The sequence below is a fragment of the Amycolatopsis sp. cmx-11-12 genome, from assembly GCF_046269425.1.
Lineage (GTDB): Bacteria > Actinomycetota > Actinomycetes > Mycobacteriales > Pseudonocardiaceae > Amycolatopsis.
Genome location: NZ_JADNQM010000058.1, coordinates 1 through 20838, shown reverse-complemented (window position 1 = coordinate 20838; position 20838 = coordinate 1). Strand labels below are relative to the sequence as shown.

The 20838-nt window shown below is 66.9% G+C and carries 19 protein-coding genes and 1 tRNA gene; 12 read left to right on the top strand and 8 right to left on the bottom strand.

From position 1 onward, the window contains the following. Positions 1-122 precede the first annotated feature (122 nt). The gene (locus tag ACLARN_RS41640; RefSeq protein WP_364199407.1) at positions 123-503 is read right to left on the bottom strand and encodes an XRE family transcriptional regulator; all 381 of its coding nucleotides are present in this window, start codon (positions 501-503) and stop codon (positions 123-125) included. Positions 504-659: 156 nt separating this feature from the next. On the opposite strand from ACLARN_RS41640, the gene ACLARN_RS41635 reads away from it, so the two are divergent. The 6 genes from ACLARN_RS41635 (at position 660) to ACLARN_RS41610 (ending at position 6234) form a co-directional block, all read left to right on the top strand. Then, on the top strand, positions 660-872 hold the full coding sequence (locus ACLARN_RS41635; RefSeq protein ID WP_409496996.1) for a helix-turn-helix domain-containing protein: 213 nt from the start codon (positions 660-662) through the stop codon (positions 870-872). Next, complete coding sequence (locus tag ACLARN_RS41630) at positions 848-1183, top strand: WhiB family transcriptional regulator (protein ID WP_409496995.1); 336 nt, start codon at positions 848-850, stop codon at positions 1181-1183. The genes ACLARN_RS41635 and ACLARN_RS41630 overlap by 25 nt, the downstream gene beginning before the upstream one ends. Further along, the gene (locus ACLARN_RS41625) at positions 1180-1509 is read left to right on the top strand and encodes a hypothetical protein (protein ID WP_409496994.1); all 330 of its coding nucleotides are present in this window, start codon (positions 1180-1182) and stop codon (positions 1507-1509) included. The genes ACLARN_RS41630 and ACLARN_RS41625 overlap by 4 nt, the downstream gene beginning before the upstream one ends. Beyond that, positions 1506-2207, top strand: a complete 702-nt coding sequence (locus ACLARN_RS41620) for a hypothetical protein (protein WP_409496993.1) — start codon at positions 1506-1508, stop codon at positions 2205-2207. The genes ACLARN_RS41625 and ACLARN_RS41620 overlap by 4 nt, the downstream gene beginning before the upstream one ends. Continuing rightward, the gene (locus tag ACLARN_RS41615; RefSeq protein WP_409496992.1) at positions 2200-4329 is read left to right on the top strand and encodes a cell division protein FtsK; all 2130 of its coding nucleotides are present in this window, start codon (positions 2200-2202) and stop codon (positions 4327-4329) included. Before ACLARN_RS41620 ends, ACLARN_RS41615 begins: the two co-directional genes overlap by 8 nt. Positions 4330-4476: 147 nt before the next feature. Continuing rightward, positions 4477-6234 carry a recombinase family protein gene (locus tag ACLARN_RS41610; RefSeq protein WP_409496991.1) on the top strand — a complete coding sequence of 586 codons (1758 nt, stop codon included), beginning with the start codon at positions 4477-4479 and terminating at the stop codon, positions 6232-6234. Here ACLARN_RS41610 and ACLARN_RS41605 read toward each other — a convergent pair. Next, positions 6216-6299: transfer RNA gene (locus ACLARN_RS41605), tRNA-Leu, on the bottom strand. The two genes, ACLARN_RS41610 and ACLARN_RS41605, sit on opposite strands and share 19 nt — an antisense overlap. A gap of 259 nt (positions 6300-6558) precedes the next feature. Here ACLARN_RS41605 and ACLARN_RS41600 point away from each other — a divergent pair. Beyond that, on the top strand, positions 6559-7581 hold the full coding sequence (locus tag ACLARN_RS41600; protein WP_409496990.1) for an LLM class flavin-dependent oxidoreductase: 1023 nt from the start codon (positions 6559-6561) through the stop codon (positions 7579-7581). A 78-nt stretch (positions 7582-7659) separates the two neighbouring features. Then, positions 7660-8325, top strand: coding sequence for a S1 family peptidase (locus ACLARN_RS41595; RefSeq protein WP_409496989.1), 666 nt, complete (start codon positions 7660-7662; stop codon positions 8323-8325). Here ACLARN_RS41595 and ACLARN_RS41590 read toward each other — a convergent pair. Together ACLARN_RS41590 and ACLARN_RS41585 are read right to left on the bottom strand one after the other, a co-directional pair. Next, on the bottom strand, positions 8322-9704 hold the full coding sequence (locus ACLARN_RS41590; protein ID WP_409496988.1) for an alpha/beta hydrolase family protein: 1383 nt from the start codon (positions 9702-9704) through the stop codon (positions 8322-8324). The two genes, ACLARN_RS41595 and ACLARN_RS41590, sit on opposite strands and share 4 nt — an antisense overlap. 68 nt (positions 9705-9772) lie before the next feature. Further along, positions 9773-10117, bottom strand: a complete 345-nt coding sequence (locus tag ACLARN_RS41585) for a hypothetical protein (RefSeq protein ID WP_409496987.1) — start codon at positions 10115-10117, stop codon at positions 9773-9775. A gap of 290 nt (positions 10118-10407) precedes the next feature. Between ACLARN_RS41585 and ACLARN_RS41580 the strand changes: the two genes are divergently transcribed. Both ACLARN_RS41580 and ACLARN_RS41575 read left to right on the top strand, forming a co-directional pair. Further along, complete coding sequence (locus tag ACLARN_RS41580) at positions 10408-12036, top strand: GMC family oxidoreductase (RefSeq protein WP_409496986.1); 1629 nt, start codon at positions 10408-10410, stop codon at positions 12034-12036. A 13-nt stretch (positions 12037-12049) separates the two neighbouring features. Further along, positions 12050-13624 carry a succinic semialdehyde dehydrogenase gene (locus ACLARN_RS41575; RefSeq protein WP_409496985.1) on the top strand — a complete coding sequence of 525 codons (1575 nt, stop codon included), beginning with the start codon at positions 12050-12052 and terminating at the stop codon, positions 13622-13624. Here ACLARN_RS41575 and ACLARN_RS41570 read toward each other — a convergent pair. Further along, positions 13621-14901, bottom strand: coding sequence for an MFS transporter (locus tag ACLARN_RS41570; protein WP_409496984.1), 1281 nt, complete (start codon positions 14899-14901; stop codon positions 13621-13623). The genes ACLARN_RS41575 and ACLARN_RS41570 overlap by 4 nt on opposite strands. Next, on the bottom strand, positions 14898-16559 hold the full coding sequence (locus ACLARN_RS41565; protein ID WP_409496983.1) for an amidohydrolase: 1662 nt from the start codon (positions 16557-16559) through the stop codon (positions 14898-14900). The genes ACLARN_RS41570 and ACLARN_RS41565 overlap by 4 nt, the downstream gene beginning before the upstream one ends. 209 nt (positions 16560-16768) lie before the next feature. Here ACLARN_RS41565 and ACLARN_RS41560 point away from each other — a divergent pair, with 209 nt between their 5' ends. Then, complete coding sequence (locus ACLARN_RS41560) at positions 16769-17674, top strand: Lrp/AsnC family transcriptional regulator (protein ID WP_409496982.1); 906 nt, start codon at positions 16769-16771, stop codon at positions 17672-17674. Here the strand turns inward: ACLARN_RS41560 and ACLARN_RS41555 are convergent. Both ACLARN_RS41555 and ACLARN_RS41550 read right to left on the bottom strand, forming a co-directional pair. After that, positions 17671-19158: an AMP-binding protein gene (locus ACLARN_RS41555; RefSeq protein WP_409496981.1), complete on the bottom strand. Its 1488-nt coding sequence runs from the start codon at positions 19156-19158 to the stop codon at positions 17671-17673. The two genes, ACLARN_RS41560 and ACLARN_RS41555, sit on opposite strands and share 4 nt — an antisense overlap. Positions 19159-19172: 14 nt before the next feature. After that, complete coding sequence (locus ACLARN_RS41550; RefSeq protein ID WP_409496980.1) at positions 19173-19565, bottom strand: hypothetical protein; 393 nt, start codon at positions 19563-19565, stop codon at positions 19173-19175. A gap of 459 nt (positions 19566-20024) precedes the next feature. Here ACLARN_RS41550 and ACLARN_RS41545 point away from each other — a divergent pair. Next, positions 20025-20838 (top strand): DUF222 domain-containing protein (locus ACLARN_RS41545; protein WP_409496979.1); only part of this gene is annotated, 814 nt, incomplete at its 3' end.

Sequence of the window (20838 nt, the reverse complement as noted above, 5' to 3'; positions counted from 1 at the left end):
GCAGCGGATATGCAGTGGTTGTGCAGTGCCTCCGCACTGGTTGTGCATGGGATCGTGCGCTGATTCGGCCTTGAATTCTAGGTATGGAAATCACCTGGATCACCAGCCCGAATCGCCCGCCTTCAACGCTTCGAACGGACATGCTCGACCACGATCGCGAGGTTCGACTGAATGTCTTCGAGACGCTCAGTGAGCTCAGCCATCCGCTGCTCGAGAGCGTCCAGTCGGGGCCAGAGATCATGCCCGTCGTCGGCCGGCTCGTCTGGGTGCGGTGGAGTGCGGTTTTGCAGCACTGCCAACAGATGCTGTGGGTGCCAGCCCAACGTCGTCGACAGGGCTTCGAGCGTGCGGGCGCTCCGGCGGCGCTCCACGGTGTGGTGCTGCAACTCGCGCACTATCGCCTGCGACACGTGCGACCGCTCAGCAAGCTCGCGCTGCCGCCAGCCAAGTTCGCTGACGCGCATGTTGATCGCCTTCGCGACTGCCGCCCAGTCTTCCGACACGTATCCCTCCGCGCTCCGCCTCAGCGCTGAGATTAGCGGCTCATCGAGCTTTTATCGCGTCGCCTAGCGCATTAGCGGCGGCGCGTCGGACGAACGCGCCATTCAAAGCGCTGAAATCAACAACATAGTCTTGAAATCATCAGATTGGTCTTTCTTATGAACTCGCAAATGACTTTCCACACCATTCAGCAGGCCGCCTGGATTCTGGGTGTTCCGCGCTCGGCTTTGAGTCGGGCGATCCGTACCGGACAGCTGAGGGCGATTCGCTCGCGGTCCGGTCTGCGGGTGTCGTCGACCGAACTCGCTCGGCTGCTCGGCACCACGAAGCAGGACGGAGGTGCGGTATGCACGCCGATGACCTCCGGCTGATCGGGATCGCGTGGCGGCTGGACCGCCTGCGGTGGATCCCCTCGGACGTCCTGACCGCCATCGTCACCGGCGAAGGGGTCTGCATGTGGCCATCGGCGGAGGGGGAACCGCCGCCGGCGCAGACCGATCAGCAGCTCGCCGACCGACTGTGCGGAGGATGTCCGGTCCGGGACGAGTGTCTGGAACTGGAGCTGCGCACTGCCGGGACGGGCACGGCCGGTGTCTGGGGCGGGATGACCGACGACGAGCGTCGGGAACTTCATCCGCACTGGCTTCGGCGCGGTGAACGGATCGAGCGAGGTGCACGATGAGTGGCCTCACCTTGACGCCAACGCAGATACTCGCCGGGGTCGGCGTGCTGATTGTGCTGCTCTGGGTTTGGCGAGCCGGCGCTCGCCGGGCGAAGGCCGCGGCGGAGAAGACCCGAAGTGGAGCACGTCTGGTCTCTCTGACCGGCCGCGTGCTTTTCAACGCTGGGTTGGTCGTGGCTGTTCAGTGGGTCGTTCTCTCACATCCGAGCAGCACGTGGCTGCGCCCCGCGGTGCTCGGCTTGCCCGCGCTGTTCGCCTCCCATGCGCTGACTCGCGCTATGACCGTGACGACCGTCGACACCTCGAAGCGGGGTGGTCGCCGATGACGCGGGCGCAACGGCTGGCGCAGGACGCGGCCGAAGCCGCAGAGGTGCGGGCGTATGAGACCGATCCGGACGTCGTTGCGCTACGGGTCGAACGAGTACGTCGGCAGGTCGACTGGATGTGCTGGACCGGGATTGTCCTCGGACTGGCGTTCACGATGACGAACGTCCAGACCTTCGCATCGACAGGGACTCAGCCGTGGTCGCTTCCGTGGCTGGCTGCGTGGGTCCTGGATCCGACGGTGTCCCTCGTGCTGCTAGCGATCCTTCGCGCGGAGCAGGTGACTGCCCGGTACCAGGTTCGCACCGGTGGATGGGTTCGGCGGGCGAAGTGGTTCACGCTCGCCGCTACCTACGTCATGAACACGTGGACGTCCTATGCGGAGGGGGATCCAGCGGCGATCGTCCTGCACTCGGTGCCTCCGCTGGTCGTCTTCGCCGCGGTCGAGGCGATCACTGATCTGCGCGACAAGCTGACCGATGCTGCCATCGTGGCTGCCGGTGAACGGCGAGGTGTTCAGGGCGAGTCCATGAACGCCGGGCGCCGGAAGCTGTTCGCTGACTACCTGGCCGACGCTCGGCGACGCTGGACACCCGATGTCGACGTCACGCCGGCGTGGATCCGGCAGGCGACCGGATGTTCACGCGGATTGTCGCCGCGGTTGGCGCGTGCGTTGCGCGCGGAGGTGGCCGATGACTGAGCCAGGCGCACTGCCAGTGAAGGCAGATCCCGTGCTGGATGGCGAGCTGGTCGATGACACGTTGCCGCAACCACGTCGCCGCACACGTCGCAACCGGCTGGTGATGTGGTGGCTGCACTCGCAACGCGTGCCGTTGTGGCTCAAGAGCAAACCGCAAGCGGTTCAGGCCGCGAAGGACGCGGTTGCTTGGCTGGTCATGTCACCGGTGCGCTTCCTCGAGGCGGTTGTTCGCGGGGTGGTGGTCGGTGCGCGGTGGTGGCGTGGCTGGGTGACAGTGCGGGACTATCGAGCTGCGGCAGAGGAGTCCGAGAAACTGGCCGATAAGTTCACCGAGATTCGCGGGCTGACGCTGTTCCGCTGGAAAGTCACGGGCTTGGTGCTCGCCGTCGTTGCTCTGGCGGTCGCGATGGTGAATCTCCTGTACGGCGCCGATCCATTGTGGATGGCAGGGGCTGGTGCAGCGGTCGCCTTGGCGATTCTTGGTCGACGCAAAGACGGGAGCCCGGGACGGAAACCTGCGCTCGCAGGTCCGCGCACACTGACATGGACGATGGACCCGCAGGTGCTGGTGGACGCGTTTCGGGATGCGAAGCTCATCGGCAAGGACGAGTCGCTGAGGTTGGTCGAGCGGGCAACTCGGGTCGGTGATGGCTGGGCCGTCACGGTCGACCTGCCCGCCACCCGCAAGGCTGCGGATGTCGTGAAGAACCGGGACGCGCTCGCGTCCGCCTTGGCGGTCGATGAGGTGCAGCTCATCGTGGAACGCGTCCGAGGCAATGGCGGTCATGCGGGGCGGGTCTCGATGTGGGTTGCCGACGAAGACCCGTACGCGTCGCCACCGCTACGGACGCCGCTACTCGGAGCGGCCCAGTGGGATGCGTGGCGTCCGGTTCCCTTTGGGCGAGACGCGCGGGATCGGCGGATCGATCTCCCTCTGGTGTGGACGTCGTTGCTCGTGGGCGCGATTCCGCGGCAGGGCAAGACATTCGCTGCCAGGCTCGCTGCTTCTGGACTCATCCTGGACGCGTGGGTGCGGCTGTACGTCGCCGACTTCAAGGCGGGCAAGGACTGGGACTCGGCCGGCAAGGTCGCGCATCGGTTCATGGCGGGCGACGAATCCGAGCATGTCCTGGCCCTCATCGGCTGGCTCGCCGAGCTGGTCGCAGAGGTTCAGTCGAGGTTTCGGCGGATGCGGGATCTCGATGACCTGACGTGCCCGGAGTCGAAGGTCACCCCGGAGATGTCTCGCGATAAGGCGCTGGACATGCCGATTACGGCGATCTTCATCGATGAGGTTCAAGTTCCGCTTGAGGACCGCACATCTATCGAGGTCCAAGGGAAGAGACTGACGGCGGGCGAGTACGTCGGCGAGTTGCTGACGTGGTTGGCGAAGAAGGGGCCGGCTGCCGGGATCGTGCTCGTACTGGCGACGCAGCGGCCGGACTCGAAGACGATTCCGTCCGGCCTACGTGCGGTGCTCGGCTCCCGGTTCGCGCTCCGAGTGATGGATTGGCGCGACTCGAACATCGTGCTCGGCGAGCAGATGAACACGCGCGGGTTCGATTCGTCTCGCCTGCTGCCGTCGCACAAGGGCGTGGGCATCCTGCGCCCGGACGGTGACACCGCGGCCGGGGCCGATGTGCTCGCGATGACCGTCCGGACCTACTACATGCCGAACGAGGACTGGCGGACGATTTGCGAGCAGGGCCGGGCGCTGCGCGAAGCGGCCGGGACGTTGACCGGGCACGCGGCGGGCCAGGACGTGACGCTGGTTCTCGACCACGCTGCGGTGGTCAAGGAGATCGGTGCAGGTGGCGGCGGTGACGCGGTTGGCGAGTTGCCTGAACCGTTCGCGTCGATCGTCGACTACCTCGGGGACGACCTTGGTCCGGAAGGCCGCGAGTTCGTGCCGACTGCGGAACTTTTAGACGTGCTGAAGATCGACCGGATGACGCTCGCGCAGCAGCTGAGCGAGGCGGGATGTCGGCCGACGCGGGATCGGATCACGACCGAAAGCGGCGAGACACGGCAGGTGCGCGGTTACCTAACAGCTGAAATCAAGAGAGCTATCGCCGAGCTGACCAGGCGATACGGTAACAGCGCCGAGGGTGGCCGCGCATGAGTGCGAGCTCTTCGAGCGTAGAGCCAGTTAAGGTTACTCTGCCAGGTGAGATGTTCGACTTGACGCCAGCTGTGGCTCGTGCACTCCTGGCGATCTTGATCGAGTTGAGCGAGGTTCACTTGCTGGACTGGACAGAGAGGGCCGAGCATGGCGGCTGATTTCATCAATGATCCGTGGGCGACGCTGGACGAGATCTTGGGCGTTCAGGCTGTTGAGCCGGTCGACGACGGGATTGGCGCCGTCGCGTTCTACGGTCGATGCTCGACCGAGGACAATCAGGACCCGGAGACGTCCCTTGGCTGGCAGCTCGGTAACGCTCGAAAGTTCGTCGAGCCGATGGGCGGTCACATAGCGGCCGAGTTCTTCGACATCGGGCAGTCGCGCTCGGTGCCATGGGAACGGCGACGGGAGGCTTCGCGGCTACTCGCCGAGCTGAAGGAGCCGCGGCGCAGTTGGAACGCGGTTGTGGTCGGTGAGGGAACACGGTGCTGGTTCGGTAACCAGTTCTCTCTGATCGCACCCCGATTCGCTGCCTACGGGGTCGAACTGTGGGTTCCTGAATTGGGTGGGAGGTTCGACCCGCGGAACCCTTCACACAAGATGCTCATGAGCGTGCTCGGAGGGATGAGCGAGTCGGAGAGGCAGCACGTTCAAGCTCGTGTGCGAGCGGCAATGGACGCCCAGGTCCTCAACGAAGGGCGACATCAGGGAGGACGAGCGCCGTACGGGTACGTCGTCACCGATGCCGGTCCTCACCCGAACCCGAGGAAGGCGGCCGAAGGCTTTCGACTGCGGGTGCTCGTGCCGGACGAGTCGGCTGACGTTGTTCGGCGAATCTTCGAGGAGTACTTGAACGGCAAGGGTGACCGGGCGATCGCGAACGGGCTCAATCGCGATGGTGTGCCGTGTCCCTCCGCGCGGCGGCCGGATCAGAACCGTCATCGACTCGCGGACGGCTGGCAAGGAAGCACGATCAGGTCGATCCTGGAGAACCCCCGGTACACGGGCTACGCGTTCTTCGGGCGATGGTCCCGGCAAGAGATGCTGTTGAACCCGGATGATGTCGCAGCGGGCAACGTGACCAGGTTCCGGAGGGCGGCACCGGATCGTGTCGTGCGTTCGCGTAAGCCCGCGCATCCCAAGATTGTCTCGGTCGAGGATTTCACTGAAGTCCAGTTGCTCAGGCGGTCACGGGCGGCGGGCGGCCTGGCTGCTCGCCGGAAGCTGGAGCGCGGACCGCGGGCCACGAAGTGGGTGTACGCGTTTCGCGGTCGGGTTCGGTGCGGGCACTGTCTACGCAAGATGGAAGGGACGCCCCGCGAGAGCCGGATCTACTACCGGTGTGCCGCGCGGACACTTGTTCCTGGCTCGCCTGCTCTCGTGGATCACCCGAAGAACGTGTACCTGCCCGAGGCTGCCGTCATTGAGCCTGTCAACGGGTACATCAGCCAGGTCTTCTCTCCAGAGCAACGCGAGAAGACAGTGCTTGCGATGCTCGGAGTGGCGGGTGAGGTCGCTGTGAACCTGGAGCGATCCGAGGAAGCGCGGCGGCGGCTCTCGCAAGCCAAAACCCGACTCGCAAGGCTTCAGGAGGCGATCGAAGCGGGTGCGGATCCTGGAGCGCTGATCGAACCGTTGAACCGGGCGAAGGAGGAGCGCGACGCTGCTGAGGAGGATCTAGCGCGTGCTCCGGCTGAGGAGTCGATCGGCAGAGCCGAACTCGAAGCGATGGTCGATGCGTTCGGCGAGCTGGGACGACAGGTCGGGAACGCGAGCCCGGGAAGACTTCAGGAGCTCTATGGCGAGATCGGCCTGGAGATGGTCTATAACGCAAAAGAGCGGACGGTCGATGTGACCATCCGCCCACCCCGTAGGGTTAATGCGTGTGTCCGAGGGGGGACTTGAACCCCCACGTCCGTTAAGGACACTAGCACCTCAAGCTAGCGCGTCTGCCATTCCGCCACTCGGACTTGCTGATGAAGAGACTATACGCCGCCCAGGGGGCCTGAATCAGGGGGGTACGTATCGTCACGACGACTCACGTTGAGACGATGATCGGTTACCGTCCGACAGCTGCGATGCCCCCAATGTGCCGAACATTGCGAGTAAGTCAGCAGGTCGGGAGCCGTAAAAGCATAGGGTGACCATTGGTGACTTAGCGTGGCTATCTGCGAGCGGTGCGACGCCGGGGCAGGGAATCAAACCCGGTCATCGGACGCTTACACAGGCGTGAAGAAGATTGGTTTCCTCTCGTTCGGCCACTGGTCGGCGAGCGCGCACTCCGAGACCCGGTCCGCCGCCGACTTCCTGCATCAGTCGATCGATCTGGCCGTCGCGGCCGAGGAGCTCGGTGTCGACGGCGCGTACTTCCGCGTGCATCACTTCGCGCGGCAGGCGGGTAGCCCGTTCCCGTTGCTGTCGGCGATCGGTGCCCGGACGTCGAAGATCGAGATCGGGACCGGCGTGATCGACATGCGCTACGAGAACCCGATGTACATGGCCGAGGACGCCGGCGCGGCCGACCTCATTTCCGGCGGCAGGCTTCAGCTCGGTGTCAGCCGGGGATCCCCGGAGCAGGTGATCGACGGTTGGCGTTACTTCGGGTACGGCCCGGCGGAGGGGGAGACCGCCGCGGACATGGCCCGGCAGCGCACCGAGGTCTTCCTCAAGCTGCTCGACGGCGAGGGCTTCGCGCAGCCGAACCCGCGCCCGATGTTCGCCAACCCGCCGGGGTTGCTTCGGCTCGAGCCGTACTCCGAGGGACTGCGTGAGCGCATTTGGTGGGGTTCCAGTTCGAACGCGACGGCGGTCTGGGCCGCGAAGCTGGGCATGAACTTGCAGAGTTCCACGCTCAAGGACGACGAGACGGGTGAGCCGTTGCACGTTCAGCAGCGCAAGCAGATCGAGGCCTACCGCGCCGCGTGGAAAGAGGCAGGCCACACACGTGAGCCACGGGTGTCGGTGAGCCGCAGCATCTTCGCGCTGACCAACGACCTGGACCGCGCCTACTTCGGCCGCGACCGCGAGTCGCGTGACCAGGTCGGCATGATCGACGAGACGACCAGGGCGATCTTCGGGCGTTCGTACGCCGCGGAGCCGGACGAGCTGGTGCGGGAACTCAAGGCGGACGAGGCGATCCAGGCGGCGGACACCGTGCTGCTGACCATCCCGAACCAGCTCGGTGTCGAGTACAACGCGCACGTGCTGGAGAGCATCCTCACGCACGTGGCGCCGGAGCTCGGCTGGCGCTGAGAATGCGCGATTCGGCCGATGGGCAGGAGCCCCGGGCCTGGTTAGGATCGAGGCATTCCCCGGCCATCGGAGGGTCCCATGAGACTGCCCCGATTCCGCTGCCTGTCCGGCCTGGTCCTGGCCTTCTGCCTCGCCATGCCACCCCTCGCTCAAGCGAGCGCTCCCGCCCCGCTCGGGGGCGGGAGCCTCTTGCAGTCCAGCGTCTCGTCTCGGTGCACCGCCGGATTCGCCGCCGTCTCGGGAAATGTCGGCTACTTGATCGCGAGTTCCGCCTGCGGCAAGCCCGGTGACACCGTCCGCAGCGCGGGCCGCGTGGTCGGGGTGGTCACGGCGGCGCAGTTCCCGCCGAACGGCGCGATCGTCATCCGGGTGACCAATACGACCGACTGGCGCCTGGTGGGATCGATCCCGCCCACCGACAGCCGGGTCACGATCACCGGGTCGGTCGAAGCCCCGGTCGGCGCCTCGGTGTGCAAGTACGGCGCGACCACCGGCTGGCGGTGCGGGATCATCCTGGCGAAGAACGTGTCGATCACCTTTCCCGAAGGAACGTTGACCGGTTTGACCCGCACTTCCGTCTGCGCCGAGCCGGGTGACAACGGTGGGCCGTTCGTCAGCGGGACGCAGGCGCAGGGCGTGCTGATCGGCGGCAGCGGGAACTGTTCCAGCGGCGGCACCACCTACTTCTTCCCGGTCAACCGCGTCCTGTCGGCCTACGGGCTGACGATCCTCACCGGAACCTAGAACGGCAGGACCCGCGGATACGGGGGAGGGGAGTGCCACGCGAACGCCGGCGTCGTCGTCACCCGGGCTTCCCCGACGACGTCGAAGATCGTCTGGTGTTCCGGGGCGAGCCCGCCGGCTTCGGCGTTCAGCGTGGCGGGGTCACCCGAAGGCCAGTGTCCGCCGTCCAGTCGCCGTTCCAGGGTGCGCAGCGCGGTGATCTCTTCGGACGCGGTGAACACGCAGTGCCCGGCCCTGTTCACGAACAGCTGACGGAGATTCCGCCGGTCACCGACCAGTGCGACTCGCTCGGCGTAGGCGCGTTCGTGTGCCGCCGGCGCGGTGCCGTCCGCGACGGTGTGCATGGTCAGCACCGGCAACGGAGTGCGTCCCAGCGGCAGCCCGAACCGGGCGAGATAGCCCGCCGCGGCCGGGTCCGGGGAGATCCGTGGCGCTTTCGCCAGCTTGTCGAGGTCGGCGCCGAGATCGAGCCCCGCCTCCGCGTAGGCCCGTTCCACCAGCGGCCGCTCGCCGGCACTCGCCAGGATCCGCCGGTAATCGACGCCGACATTCCAACTCGGGTTGCCACCCGCGCGCTGTTCCAAGGCGACCCTGTCGATGCCGAACGCGCCGGCGCGGTAGAAGCGATCCCAGGCGCCCTGCCAGAAAACCTGCTCCGCGACGTCCGGGGGCCTGGGTCGGGTGGCGTCCAGCCAGCCGGGGATCTCCGCCAGGGCGTTCGTCAAGGCGAGTCTGGCCCGGCCTTCCGGGTTCTCGGTGGCGGCCTGAACCACGTCGAGGAACCTGCCCACGTTGGCCTCAGGATCGGTGATCCGTACCAGGTGGAGCCTCGCGTCCAGCAAGGTGTTCAGCGCATAACCGAGATCGAGCGAGGAGTTCCAGTGCGCGGCCCCGCCCGCGAGGTTGCCACAGAACGTCATCAGCCCGGCGAACCGGCGCGGGTTTCGCTCGGCGAGCAGGGTCGCGGTGATCGCCCCCACCGATTCGCCAGCCGCGATGGTCCGGCGGGGCGGGCCGACCGTGTGGCCGAACCAGTCGTGCAACCGGATCTGGTCGGTCAGTGCCTCCTCGATCGACCAGCCGCGTACGGCGCGGTACTGGGACGCGGCCAGCGCGTAACCCTGCTCCAGCAAGAAGGACTCGGTCGAGAGCTGGGAGGTCAGCGCGATCCGATCCGGCTCCGGATAGGCAAGGGAGTACATGCCGTGACTCCACAGCACCAGTGTGCCGTTCCAGTTTTCCGGCACCAGCACCAGATATCGGGCGCCTTCGAGTTCGCCCTCGTACCTGGTGACCGGTCCGGCGGCTGAGGCATTCGGAACCACCAGCCCCAGCCAGGTGGTGAGGAGAACCAGGAAGATCAAACCGTGCCGCGCCATGACAATCACCCCGGTGGCCATCTTTCCGGTGAACGGGGTGAATTGTCCAGATCCGGTTCCCGGCTCGGCTAGCTGAAGATCACCGAGCGCAGGAGAAGCGTGTCCGAGCCGCCGCCACCGTTGGGGCGGAGCGAAAAGTAGCCCTTTCCTGCGCAATCGCCGTCCTTGAACACCACCGCACGTGAATCGGTGTCGTTGCGTGGACGGAACGCGTCGACGTCCCAGTCGGCTATTTCGGGAATTTCGATGCATTCGCCGCTCGGCGGATCGATCAGGGTGCCGAACTGGAGCTCTTCGTCTTCATCGTAGTAGCGGTAGGTGAATTCGCCTTCGGCCGCCGATGCCGTCGCCGGAATGGTGAAACACAGGGCGACGGCACTGATGACGGCGAGGAAAGCGTTACGTGTACGCATGCGGACGCGTCCTTTCGGAGATTCGGGATTCTTCGACGGTAAAGCGATGATCGAGAACTCCGGTAGGTCTCACGGCCGCGTCCACTCGCCGGAGCCGGTGCTCGACCTGATCGTGGGTAGACCGATCTCGGTCGGTGATCGATGGCGAGGGGCATGGTCGCCGCGGAAGGTGAGGCTCTCGGCGAAGCGGGTCTCGACGACCGGGCGTTGCGGAACCGGGTGGTCTCGCTATACGGTGACGGAACTAGAACAGGTTACAGTTCTGCACGGTGGCGGACCGAGGAGCGGAAATGGCGAACAGGGCGCCGCGCGGCGACGAGGCCGACTACGTGGTCGTCGGATCGGGCAGCTCGGGAGCGGCGATCGCGGGCAGGCTGGCGGAGTCCGGTGCCAGCGTGATCGTGCTCGAGGCGGGTAAGAGCGACGAGAGGCTGCTCGTCAAGAAGCCGGGCCTGGTCGGCCCGATGCACGCGGTGCCCCAGCTCAAGAAGCCCTTCGACTGGGGCTACTACTCGGTGCCACAGAAACACGTTCTCGATCGCCGGATGCCGGTGCCGCGCGGCAAGGTGGTCGGCGGCTCCAGTTCCATCAACGGCATGGTCTACGTCCGCGGCAACCGCGCCAACTTCGACTCCTGGGCCGCGGAGGGCAACAAGGGCTGGGACGCCGACAGCGTCAACGCCGCGTACAAGCGGATGGAGGACTTCGAGGACGGCGAGAGCGAGCTCCGGGGCTCGGGCGGGCCGATCCGGGTCACCCGCAACAAGATCCCGCAGGAGGGCACGCTGCAGTTCCTCCAGGCGACCGCCGACGCGATCGGCTGCGAGATCCTCGACGATTACAACGCCGAGTCGCAAGAGGGCGTCAGCCGGATGCAGCAGAACGCCGCCGACGGCCTGCGCTACAGCGCCTCGCGCGGCTACATTCACCATCGCGCGCCCGCAACGTTGCAGGTCCAGTCCGGGGTGCTGGCGAAGAAGGTGCTCATCGAGAACGGCCGTGCGGTCGGCGTCGAGGTCGTCGACGCGAACGGGGGGCAGCGAACCCTCCGCGCGGGCAAGGAGGTCATCCTCTCGGCGGGCTTCGTCGGATCCGCGCAGCTGCTGATGTTGTCCGGGATCGGCCACGCCGAGCACCTGAAAGAGCACGGCATCGACGTCCTGGCGGACCTGCCGGTCGGCGACAACCTGCACGATCACATGTTCCACGCGCTGACCTTCCGCGCGTCGTCGAGCAAGAACAGGGGTACGCCGCCGTATTTCGCGCGCGGTCTCGTCAGCGAACTGCTGCGGCCCGGCACGACGTTCCTGGCGAACTCGGTCTTCGAGGCGGTCGCCTTCCTCAAGACCTCCCAGGCCGCCGAAGTCCCGGACCTCCAGCTGCACCTCCTGCCGTGGGCCTACGTGACGCCTAACCAGGACGCGCCGATCCGGCACGACGTCGACAAACGGCCCGCGCTCACGGTGCTGACCACGCTGATCTACCCGAAGAGCCGCGGCACGCTGCGCCTCGCTTCGGCCGATCCCACGGCGGCGCCGCTCATCGACCCCCAGTACCTGTCCGACCCGGCCGATCTCGAGGTGCTCGGCGAGGGCTCGGAGATGGTCCGCGAGATCTTCGCGTCGGGGGCGTTCAACGGCTCGATCAAGGAAGAACTCCACCCGGGCAAGGGGTTGCGGGGCCAGGAGTTGCGTGACGCGATCCTGAACCGCGCGACCTCGGTGTACCACGGTGTCGGCACCTGCCGGATGGGCGTCGACGAGCTCGCGGTCGTCGGTCCCGACCTCAAGGTCCGCGGTATCGAAGGCCTGCGGGTCTGCGACGCCTCGATCATGCCGTCGATCACCGGCGGCAACACCAACGCGCCAGCCATCATGATCGGCGAGATGGGCGCGCAGCTCGTCCTGTCGGACAATTGACGGAAAGAGGGCCATGACCGTCACACCGCTCGCGCTCACCCGTCCGGCGTCGGTGACCGACGCGTTCCTGCGACGCCTCGTCGCCCGGGTGCCGGGCTCGTCCGGCGCGACCTGGAAGCTCACCGAGGTCTACACCGGCGACGTGCTCGTCGAGCTGCCCCAGTCGACGCCCGAGGACATCGAGCAGACGTTCACCACCGCTCGCGCCGCGCAGGAGGAGTGGGCCGCGACGCCGCTCAGGCAGCGGCTGGAGGTGTTCAAACGGGCGCACACGCTCTTCGTCGACAACGCGCCGATCGTCACCGACCTCATCCAGGCCGAGAGCGGCAAGAACCGCCGGATGGCGATCGAGGAGACCTGCGACCCGGCGATGGTGATGAGTCATTACCTCACTCGGGCCGCCAAACTGCTGGCGCCGACCAAACGCGGCGGCCCTGTCCCGTTCCTGACGACGTCGACCGAGATCCGGCAGCCCAAGGGCGTGGTCGGCATCATCGCGCCGTGGAACTTCCCGTTCGCCACCGGCATTTCCGACGCCGTCCCGGCCTTGATGGCCGGGAACGCGGTCGTGCTGAAGCCGGACAACAAGACCGCGCTCTCCCCGCTCTACGGTGTCGAGTTGCTGGAGAAGGCCGGGCTGCCGAAGGGCTTGTTCCAGGTCGTGTGCGGCGAGGGTCCGGACGTCGGGCCCACGCTCATCGACCAGGCGAACTACGTGATGTTCACCGGCTCAACGGCCACCGGCCGGGTGATCGGTGAACGGGCGGGCCGCAACCTCATCGGCTGCTGCCTCGAACTTGGCGGTAAGAACCCGATGATCGTGCTCGAAGACGCCGACCTGGGCGAAGCCGTGCAGGGCGCGATCTTCGGCGCGTTCGGCAACACCGGGCAGATCTGCATGCACATCGAGCGGATCTACCTGCCGGAGTCCCGCTACGACGAGTTCAAGAACGCTTACGTGGCCAAGACCCAGGCGCTCGACGTCCGCGCCGCCTACGACTTCGGGCCCGACATGGGTTCGCTCGTGTCCGTCGACCATCTGAGCCGGGTCAAGTCGCACGTCGACGACGCCGTTGCCAAGGGGGCGACCGTCCTTTGTGGAGGGAAGCCCCGGCCCGACCTCGGCCCGGCGTTCTTCGAACCGACGATCCTCGAAGGCGTCACCAAGGACATGCTCTGCGGTGTCACCGAAACCTTCGGACCGGTTGTCGCACTGCACAAGTACCGCACGGTCGACGAAGCCGTCGCGTTGGCCAACGACACCGAGTACGGCCTCAACGCCTCGGTCTGGGGCGGTGACGTCGGCGCCGCGCGTGCCGTGGCCTCGCGCATCGAGTCGGGCAACGTCAACATCAACGACATCCTGGCCACCGCATACGCCGCCAAGGGCACGCCGTCCGGTGGCGTCAAGAGTTCCGGCGTCGGCGCCCGCCACGGGGACCAGGGCCTGCTCAAGTACACCGACGTGAAGAACGTGGCGGTGCTCAAGAAACAGGTCATGGGTCCCCGTGGCGGCCAGACCTACGAAAAGTATGTCGAGGGCATGCTTTCCGGGCTGAAACTCATGCGGCGCTTCCGGATCCGCTAGACGTCGTCGGTGTGCTGGGGTGCGGCCAGCACACAGGCGATGCTGAGCACACACATGCCGATCAGCAGGCCGATCGCCGGCCAGACACTGCCGGTCGCCTGGAACAGCAGGGTCGACACCAACGGTGAGAGGCCGCCGAAGAGCGCGCCAGCCAGCTGGTAGGACAGCGAGATGCTCGTGTACCGCGCCCGCGGACGGAACATCTGCGACAGGATGGCCGCGATCGGGCTGTAGGTCGCCGTCATGGCGAGGCGCATCGCCACGAACGCCGCGATGATCAGCGCCGCGTTCTTGGTCGAGAGCACCAGGAACTGCGGTGCCGCGAGCACGGCGACGCCGACGAGCCCGATGACGACCACCCGCACCCGGCCGAAGCGATCTCCCAGCCAGGCCGCGCCGAAGCTGACGGCCAGTTCGACGAAGGCGGCGATGGTGAGCGCGTTGAGCACCAGCGATTCGGAGACGCCGACGGCGGGATCGGTCGCGTACGCCGTCGCGAAGGTGGTGACGAGGTAGTAGCCGCCGACCGCGACGGGCAGCACGCAGATGCCCAGCAGGATCGGCTTCCAGTTCGTCCGGACGGCGTACAGGATCGGAGCACCGGTTTCTTCGGCGCTTTCCTCGAAGACCGGTGACTCTTCGACCTTCAGGCGTACGATGAGGCCGACACCGATGAGCAGCACGGAAGCGAAGAAGGGGATCCGCCAGCCCACCGTGCTGAGCCATTCGGTGCCACCGGTGCTCAGGAGACTGAACAGACCGGTGGCGAGCAGCGCGCCCGCGGGGTTCCCTGCCTGAGCGAAGGCGCCATAGAAGGTTTTCTTGCCCGGTGGCGCGTGTTCGACGGCCATGAGCACGGCGCCGCCCCACTCGCCACCCACGGCGAGCCCTTGGACGAACCTGAGCACCACGAGCAGGATGGGCGCCCACGTCCCGATCTGGGCGTACCCGGGCAGGCAGCCGACCAGGAACGTCGCCGCGCCCATCATCGTGAGGGTCACTACGAGCGCGGTTTTGCGGCCGACCCGGTCGCCGATGTGCCCGAACACGATGCCGCCGAGCGGCCGGGCGAAGAACCCGACCGCGTAGGTCGCGAAGGCCGCCGCGACCCCGGTCAGCCGGTCGCCGGTTTCGGGGAAGAACACGGTGCCGAAGACCAGGCTCGCGGCCGTGGCGTAGATGTAAAAGTCATACCACTCGATGGTGGTGCCGACGAAGGCCGCGAGCCCGGCCCTGCGGGCACGCCGGAGTGACTGGGTGTCGGTTTGGACGGTCATCGGGCCACCTCGCCGTCGATCCAGGTCTCCAGCACGCGGATACCGGCGATCCGGCTGGGCTCGCTGGTCAGGGGATTCTCGCTGAGAAGCACGAAATCGGCGCGTTTGCCGGGAGTGATCGAGCCCAGGTCGCGTTCCCGGCCGAGCACCCTGGCGCCGGCGATCGTATGCGCGGCGACGGCCGACCGGACGTCGATCAGCAGGTCGTCGCCGCCGAGCCGGTGGCCGCGCCGGGTCGTCCTGGTCACCGCGGTCTGGATGGCTTCGAGCGGGTTCGGTTCCGCGACCGGGGCGTCCGAACTCAGCGTGACCGGCACGCCCGCCGCCTGGAATTCGCCAAGGGGGTTGAAGCGCTCGCCGGGGGTGCCGACAGCGTCGGTGACGCCTTCGCCCCAGTTGTAGTAGTGCTGCGGCTGGTTGACCGGGTGGACGCCGAGCGCGGCCATCCGCCCGATCTGCTCCGGCGACGGCAGCCCGCAGTGCTCGATGCGGTGACGGGCATCGGGGCGGGGATCTCGGGCCTGCGCGGCCTCGATGGCGTCGAGCACCATGGCGATCGCGGTGGGGGACTGGGCGTGGGTCGCGGTCTGGAGACCGGCCGCGTGCGCCTTCGCGATCAACGCCGCGTAGTCCGCGGGCTCGTGGTAGAGCTGCCCGGTCCGGCACGGGTCGCCGACGTAGCCGTCCGGGAAGTACGCGGTCCAGCCGCCGAGCGTGCCGTCGGCGTAGAACTTGATGCCGGCGAAGGAGAGGCGGGGAGTGCCGAAGGCGCCGTGCAGGCCCATTTCCAGGCTCTGGTCGAGCAGATGCGACAGCAGGTACATGTGCACCCGCGTCTTGAGCCGTCCGGATTCGTCGAGCCGCAGGTACATGTCGAACTCGCGGCGGGTGACCTGCGCGTCGCCGATCGCGGTCACGCCCGCGGCCAAGAACTTCTCCTGGGCGGCGGCGAGTTGCCGTTCGTGCTCGTCCGGCTCGTCCTCGAGGTGGAAGTTCGGTCCGTGGTGGCCGACCTTCACCCCGGTGACGCCGGTGAGGATGTTGCATGCCGCGTCCGAGAGTTCGCCGGTGAGTTCGCCGTGCTCGTCGCGGAAGAACACGCCGCCGTCGGGATCCGGGGTGTCGCGGGTGACGCCGTTGCGTGCCAGCGTGTAGCTGTTGACCACGCCGCCGTGCCCGCTGGCGTTCATGAGGTAGACCTCGCGATCGGCGGCGACCGCGTCGAGTTCTTCCTTGCGGGGATGGCGTTTCTCGGCGAGGTTGCGATGTTCGTAGCCGTAACCGCGGACAGGCCTGCCCGCCGGAGTGCGCTCGGCCGCCTCACGCAGCAGGGCGACGATGTCCGGAATGGACGAAGCCCGCAGCGGGCCGCAGTCGACCCAGGTCATCATCTGGCCGTACATCAGGGGATGCGCGTGCGGGTCGACGAAGCCGGGCAGGAGGGTGCCCGGCAATCGTCGGACCTCCGGCGTCGGATGGCCGAGGCTTGCCGCCCGGGCGCGGCATTCGTCCACCGAGCCGACCGCGGCGATCTCCTCGCCGAACACGAGGACCGCGGAGGCGCCTTCCGTGGCGTCGTCCACGGTCACCAGCTCTTCCGGATGCAGGATCGTCGCGGTCGCGTCGAGGACTGAACGATCGAGGGGCAACAGGCGCATCGCGCGGACTCCTGGGTTTCGGCGGTGAAGTGGGGCGAAGGTAAGCGAGGAGGACGACCGAGCGCAATCAGATCACTTGTGTACGGACGGTGTTCACGATCGATATGTCGTCGATCGAGGGCATAACGCTTATCCATGCTGTCCGGGATGGGTTTGAGCAAGTGATATGTTGCCGCTTATCGGCGGAAATTCAGCGGAGGAGAACTGCCTTGGACGACGCCCTGGTCGCGGCTCTGCGCGCGGACGGCCGGATGAGCGTGGCCGATCTGGCCAAACGTGTCGGCGCGTCACGGTCGGCCGTCTCGGCCCGGCTGGAGCAGTTGAAGGCCGACGGCTCGCTCAACGTGATCGCGGCGGTCCATCCCGAGTTCCTCGGCCTCACCGCGTACGCGCACCTCGCGATCCGCACCTCGGGACGGTCGCAGGCCACGACGGACGCCATCGCGGCACTGTCCGCCGCGGCGTTCGTGTCCGCGGTGAGCGGGGAGTACCAGACAGTCGCCGAGCTACGGTTGCCCGATTCCCCGGAGCTTTACCGCACCGTGGCGGACATCCGTGGCTTGCCGGAGGTGGAACAGGTCAACACCCTGGTCTACGTGGACGTGGTCAAGGGCCTGTTCATGCCGGGCCGCCAGCTGCCACCCTGGTTGCGGCTGGACGACCGCGACCTCGCGATCATGCTGCGGTTGCAGGCCGACGGACGGGAGAGTTTCGCGCGCACCGCCGAGCACGTCGGGCTGTCGCCGTCGGCCACCCGCACCCGCGTGCGCTACCTCGTGGAGCACGACGTCATCCGGATCGCGCCGGTGCTCAGCCGTGCCCGCCCGGACGCCGGCCTGGTCTGCGGGATCGGCCTGAACGTGCGGGGCGCCGGGGACGCCGTGACCGCGGCGCTCGCCGCGCGCGACGACACCGAGTTCCTGGCCAGGACCATCGGCCGGTTCGACGTCGTCGCCACCATCGCGGCCCAGTCGGCCCGCGACCTCGACCGGACGCTCGAGGAGATCAGCGGCAGGCCCGACGTGGTGACCGCGGAAACGTGGGTCCACCTTCGGATCGCCAAGGAACGCTATGAGTGGCCTCTGCCGACGGCGGAAGAACTCGCGCGGCGCTAGCCGTTGCCCAGAAACTGTTTCCGGATCTCGGTCTTGAGCACCTTGCCGATTTTGGACCGGGGGAGGTCCGGCCAGATCAGGATCTCCTTGGGGGTCTTGACGCTGCCCAGCCGTTCCTTGACCGCTGCGCGGAGTTCGCCGGCGGGCGCCGTCTTGCCCGTGTGCAGCTGGACAACGGCGGTGATCTGCTCGCCCCATTTCTCGTGCGGCAAGCCGATCACGGCGCAGTCCTGCACGGCGGGGTGGGCCATGAGCGCTTGTTCGACCTCGGCCGAGTAGACGTTGAAGCCGCCGGTGATGATCATGTCCTTGGCGCGGTCGACGATGTAGAGGTAGTGGTCCTTGTCGAGGTACCCGATGTCGCCCGTGTGATGCGAGCCGTGCGCGCTCGCTTCCGCGGTCGCGGCGGGGTTCTTGTAGTAGCCGGGCATCACCAGCGAACCTCGGACGACGATCTCGCCGCGTTCGCCCGGCGGCAGTAGATCCCCTGTGTCGGACATGATCGCGACCTGGGTGAGCGGTGTCGGCCTTCCGGCGGAGGTGAATCGTTCTGTGGCAAGGGAACCGTCGGGGTGGACGTGGTCGGCGGGGGAGAGGGTCGAGATCATCATCGGGGCTTCGCTCTGCCCGAACAACTGCCCGAAGACCGGTCCGATCCGGGTGATCGCTTCGGCGAGTTTGGTGGCCGACCTCGGCGCGGCGCCGTACCAAAGGCATTGCAGTGACGAAAGATCGCTGCCGGACAGGGCCGGATTGTCGAGCAGAAGGTAGATCAGCGTCGGTGGCAGGAAGGTGTGTGTGATCCGGCGGCGTTCGATCAGCCCGAGGAATTCGCCGAGGTCGGGGGAGGGCATGACCACGACTTCCTCGCCGAGCGCCATGACCGGGAAACAGAGCACGCCCGCCGCGTGCGTCAGTGGCGCGAGCGCCAGGTAGCGCGGCCGCCCGGTGAACGGGTAGCTCATCAGCGTGAGCGCCGACATCGTCTCGACGTTGGTTCCGCTGAGCATCACCGCCTTGGGCCGGCCGGTGGTGCCGCCGGTGCCGACGAGCAGGGCCAGGTCGTCCGGCGGCGTTTCCTCCCACAGCTCGGTGCCGACGCCGTCGAGCCAGTCGGAGAACGTGACGGCGCCGGGCATCGAGCCGTCGAGACAGACGACGGTGGTCAGCTTCGGCAACTCGGGAAGCATCTTGGAGACGAGCGGTGCGAAGGACTCCTGCACCAGAAGGCAGGTGCAGTCGAACAGGTCGAGCAGTTCCCGGTTCTCGGCCGCCTCGTTGCGCGGGTTGACCGGGCACCACACGGCACCGGCCCGGCTGATGCCGAAAACGCAGCCGAACGACACGGGATCGTTGCCGGTGTCCCGCGGCTGATCCGGGCTTTCGGGCAGGACAAGATGCTTGCGAGGCGCACGCGCCATACCAAGTCGCGCGCCGTGGGGTACTGAGGCACGTTCGATGGGCTCCCCGTCCGGGTAGCCCATCGAACTGACTTTGCCTAGTCGGTCGCGTTGATCGCCGCCCCGTCATAGAGGACCGTGCCGGCGCTGTCGTAGACCCTGACCTTGACCTGCGCCATTTCCCTGCGCCCGTCCGCCAGGATCCTTTCGAACTCGGCGCGGCCTTCTTCGGACGCGGCCTCGTGGGCTTCGAGCCTTCCCCTCGCGTCGCGCAGACTGACCATGTCCACGGCTATTTCAGCGGCGAAGGTGCCATCCACGATATCGGCTTCGGCCGCCGTGTGGCCGGTGATCAGCTCCAGCCGGACCGCTTCGGGGGCGAGGGCTCCGAGCAGCCAAACGGTGTCACCGTTGAAGGCTGGCCGCCAGCGCCAGACCGAATAGGGACGCCGCGTGAAATCCCGGTCGTGGCCTGCTGGTGCCAGGTTCAACCACGTTCCCAGGCCGCTCTCGAGATTGCAGATTCCGTCGGCCCCGTTGTCGTTGTAGGCGAGGAGTGCGCCATGTTCGGCGGCGGCTCCGACCCTGGCCCCGGGGTGCCACCCCTGGGTGGGAGGCAGGTCCTTTGTGTAGCCTCGTGCGGCTTTTCCTCCAGGGTCGTGGTGAGGGCGGATTCGAGCTGCTCGGCGGGTGAAGTCACTGCGTACTGTTCTCCTTTTGTCGAGTGGTCTAAACGATCATGCTTCACTCTCGCGGCGGTCGGTGGCGGGCGCATCAGGAGATTCCCTGAGTTTCGGATCGCGCCCAGGGAATCGGGTAAGCGCTTACTCGCGCATGCTCGGAGTTACGGTGTTGCCTATCGCGAACCACTCTTCAGTGGTAAATGTGTCGTTTCGCGGTAACGTAAAATTACGAACACCTGTTCGACAGGAATGCGGTATTATGGGGGTGTGTCCGAGACGATCCTTCCCGAGTTGCCGCAGGAACTGTGGCGCGCTGGCAAGCTGGAGCTTGCCCACGGCGTGCAGCAGTTCCTGCAGGTGATGCGGGTCGCGTCCGCCGGGTTGGGCCGGTATTTGGCCGAGGTCGAGTCTCGTGGCGTGAAAGACTTGTACGGCTATGGGACGACGGTTTCGTGGTTCGCTGATGTCGCGGGGTTGTCTGTGGGTGAGGCGCGGCCGTATGTGAATCGTGCGATCGACCTGAACCCCACCCGCGCCTTGGATGGCACCGAGATCCCGGCGTTCGCGCCCGCGACCGGTGCTGCGGCGGCGGACGGTGCGATCGGTGAGGAGCGGATCAAACAGATCCTGGAGATCTTGCGGCAGATCCCCGGCGAGGTGGCGGTGGAGGATCGGGAGCATGCGGAGAAGACTCTCGCCGACTTGGCCCGGAAGGCGGGGCCTGGGCAGGTGTCGGATCTCGGGGAGCAGTTGCTGGGATGGCTCGACCCGGACGGCAAAGAGCCCAAGGACCCCGAACCCGCCCAACCCCGCCGCGAACTGACCCTGCAACGCCGCAAAGACGGCTTCTGGACGCTGAAAGGCCTCCTCGACGACGAGGCCGGGGCCCGGACCGCGGCGGCGCTGGAGGCCTATGCGAAACCTCGCCCGGTGGATGAGTTCGGCCAGGCCGACCTGCGCAGCAAAGCCGAACGTCAGGGTGACGCCTGGGTCGACCTCGTGGACCTCGCGGTGGCCTGTCCGGATCAGCCTGGAACCAATGGCTACCGGACCTTGGTGCATGTGACCATCGGTCTGGAGG

What these genes read in the sequence shown, in the direction of transcription:
- ACLARN_RS41635 (WP_409496996.1), top strand. Translation starts at nt 660, where the DNA reads ATGAACTCGCAAATGACTTTCCACACCATTCAGCAGGCCGCCTGGATT.
- ACLARN_RS41630 (WP_409496995.1), top strand. Translation starts at nt 848, where the DNA reads ATGCACGCCGATGACCTCCGGCTGATCGGGATCGCGTGGCGGCTGGAC.
- ACLARN_RS41625 (WP_409496994.1), top strand. Translation starts at nt 1,180, where the DNA reads ATGAGTGGCCTCACCTTGACGCCAACGCAGATACTCGCCGGGGTCGGC.
- ACLARN_RS41620 (WP_409496993.1), top strand. Translation starts at nt 1,506, where the DNA reads ATGACGCGGGCGCAACGGCTGGCGCAGGACGCGGCCGAAGCCGCAGAG.
- ACLARN_RS41615 (WP_409496992.1), top strand. Translation starts at nt 2,200, where the DNA reads ATGACTGAGCCAGGCGCACTGCCAGTGAAGGCAGATCCCGTGCTGGAT.
- ACLARN_RS41610 (WP_409496991.1), top strand. Translation starts at nt 4,477, where the DNA reads ATGGCGGCTGATTTCATCAATGATCCGTGGGCGACGCTGGACGAGATC.
- ACLARN_RS41595 (WP_409496989.1), top strand. Translation starts at nt 7,660, where the DNA reads ATGAGACTGCCCCGATTCCGCTGCCTGTCCGGCCTGGTCCTGGCCTTC.
- ACLARN_RS41590 (WP_409496988.1), bottom strand. Translation starts at nt 9,704, where the DNA reads ATGGCGCGGCACGGTTTGATCTTCCTGGTTCTCCTCACCACCTGGCTG.
- ACLARN_RS41585 (WP_409496987.1), bottom strand. Translation starts at nt 10,117, where the DNA reads ATGCGTACACGTAACGCTTTCCTCGCCGTCATCAGTGCCGTCGCCCTG.
- ACLARN_RS41580 (WP_409496986.1), top strand. Translation starts at nt 10,408, where the DNA reads ATGGCGAACAGGGCGCCGCGCGGCGACGAGGCCGACTACGTGGTCGTC.
- ACLARN_RS41575 (WP_409496985.1), top strand. Translation starts at nt 12,050, where the DNA reads ATGACCGTCACACCGCTCGCGCTCACCCGTCCGGCGTCGGTGACCGAC.
- ACLARN_RS41570 (WP_409496984.1), bottom strand. Translation starts at nt 14,901, where the DNA reads ATGACCGTCCAAACCGACACCCAGTCACTCCGGCGTGCCCGCAGGGCC.
- ACLARN_RS41565 (WP_409496983.1), bottom strand. Translation starts at nt 16,559, where the DNA reads ATGCGCCTGTTGCCCCTCGATCGTTCAGTCCTCGACGCGACCGCGACG.
- ACLARN_RS41555 (WP_409496981.1), bottom strand. Translation starts at nt 19,158, where the DNA reads ATGGGCTACCCGGACGGGGAGCCCATCGAACGTGCCTCAGTACCCCAC.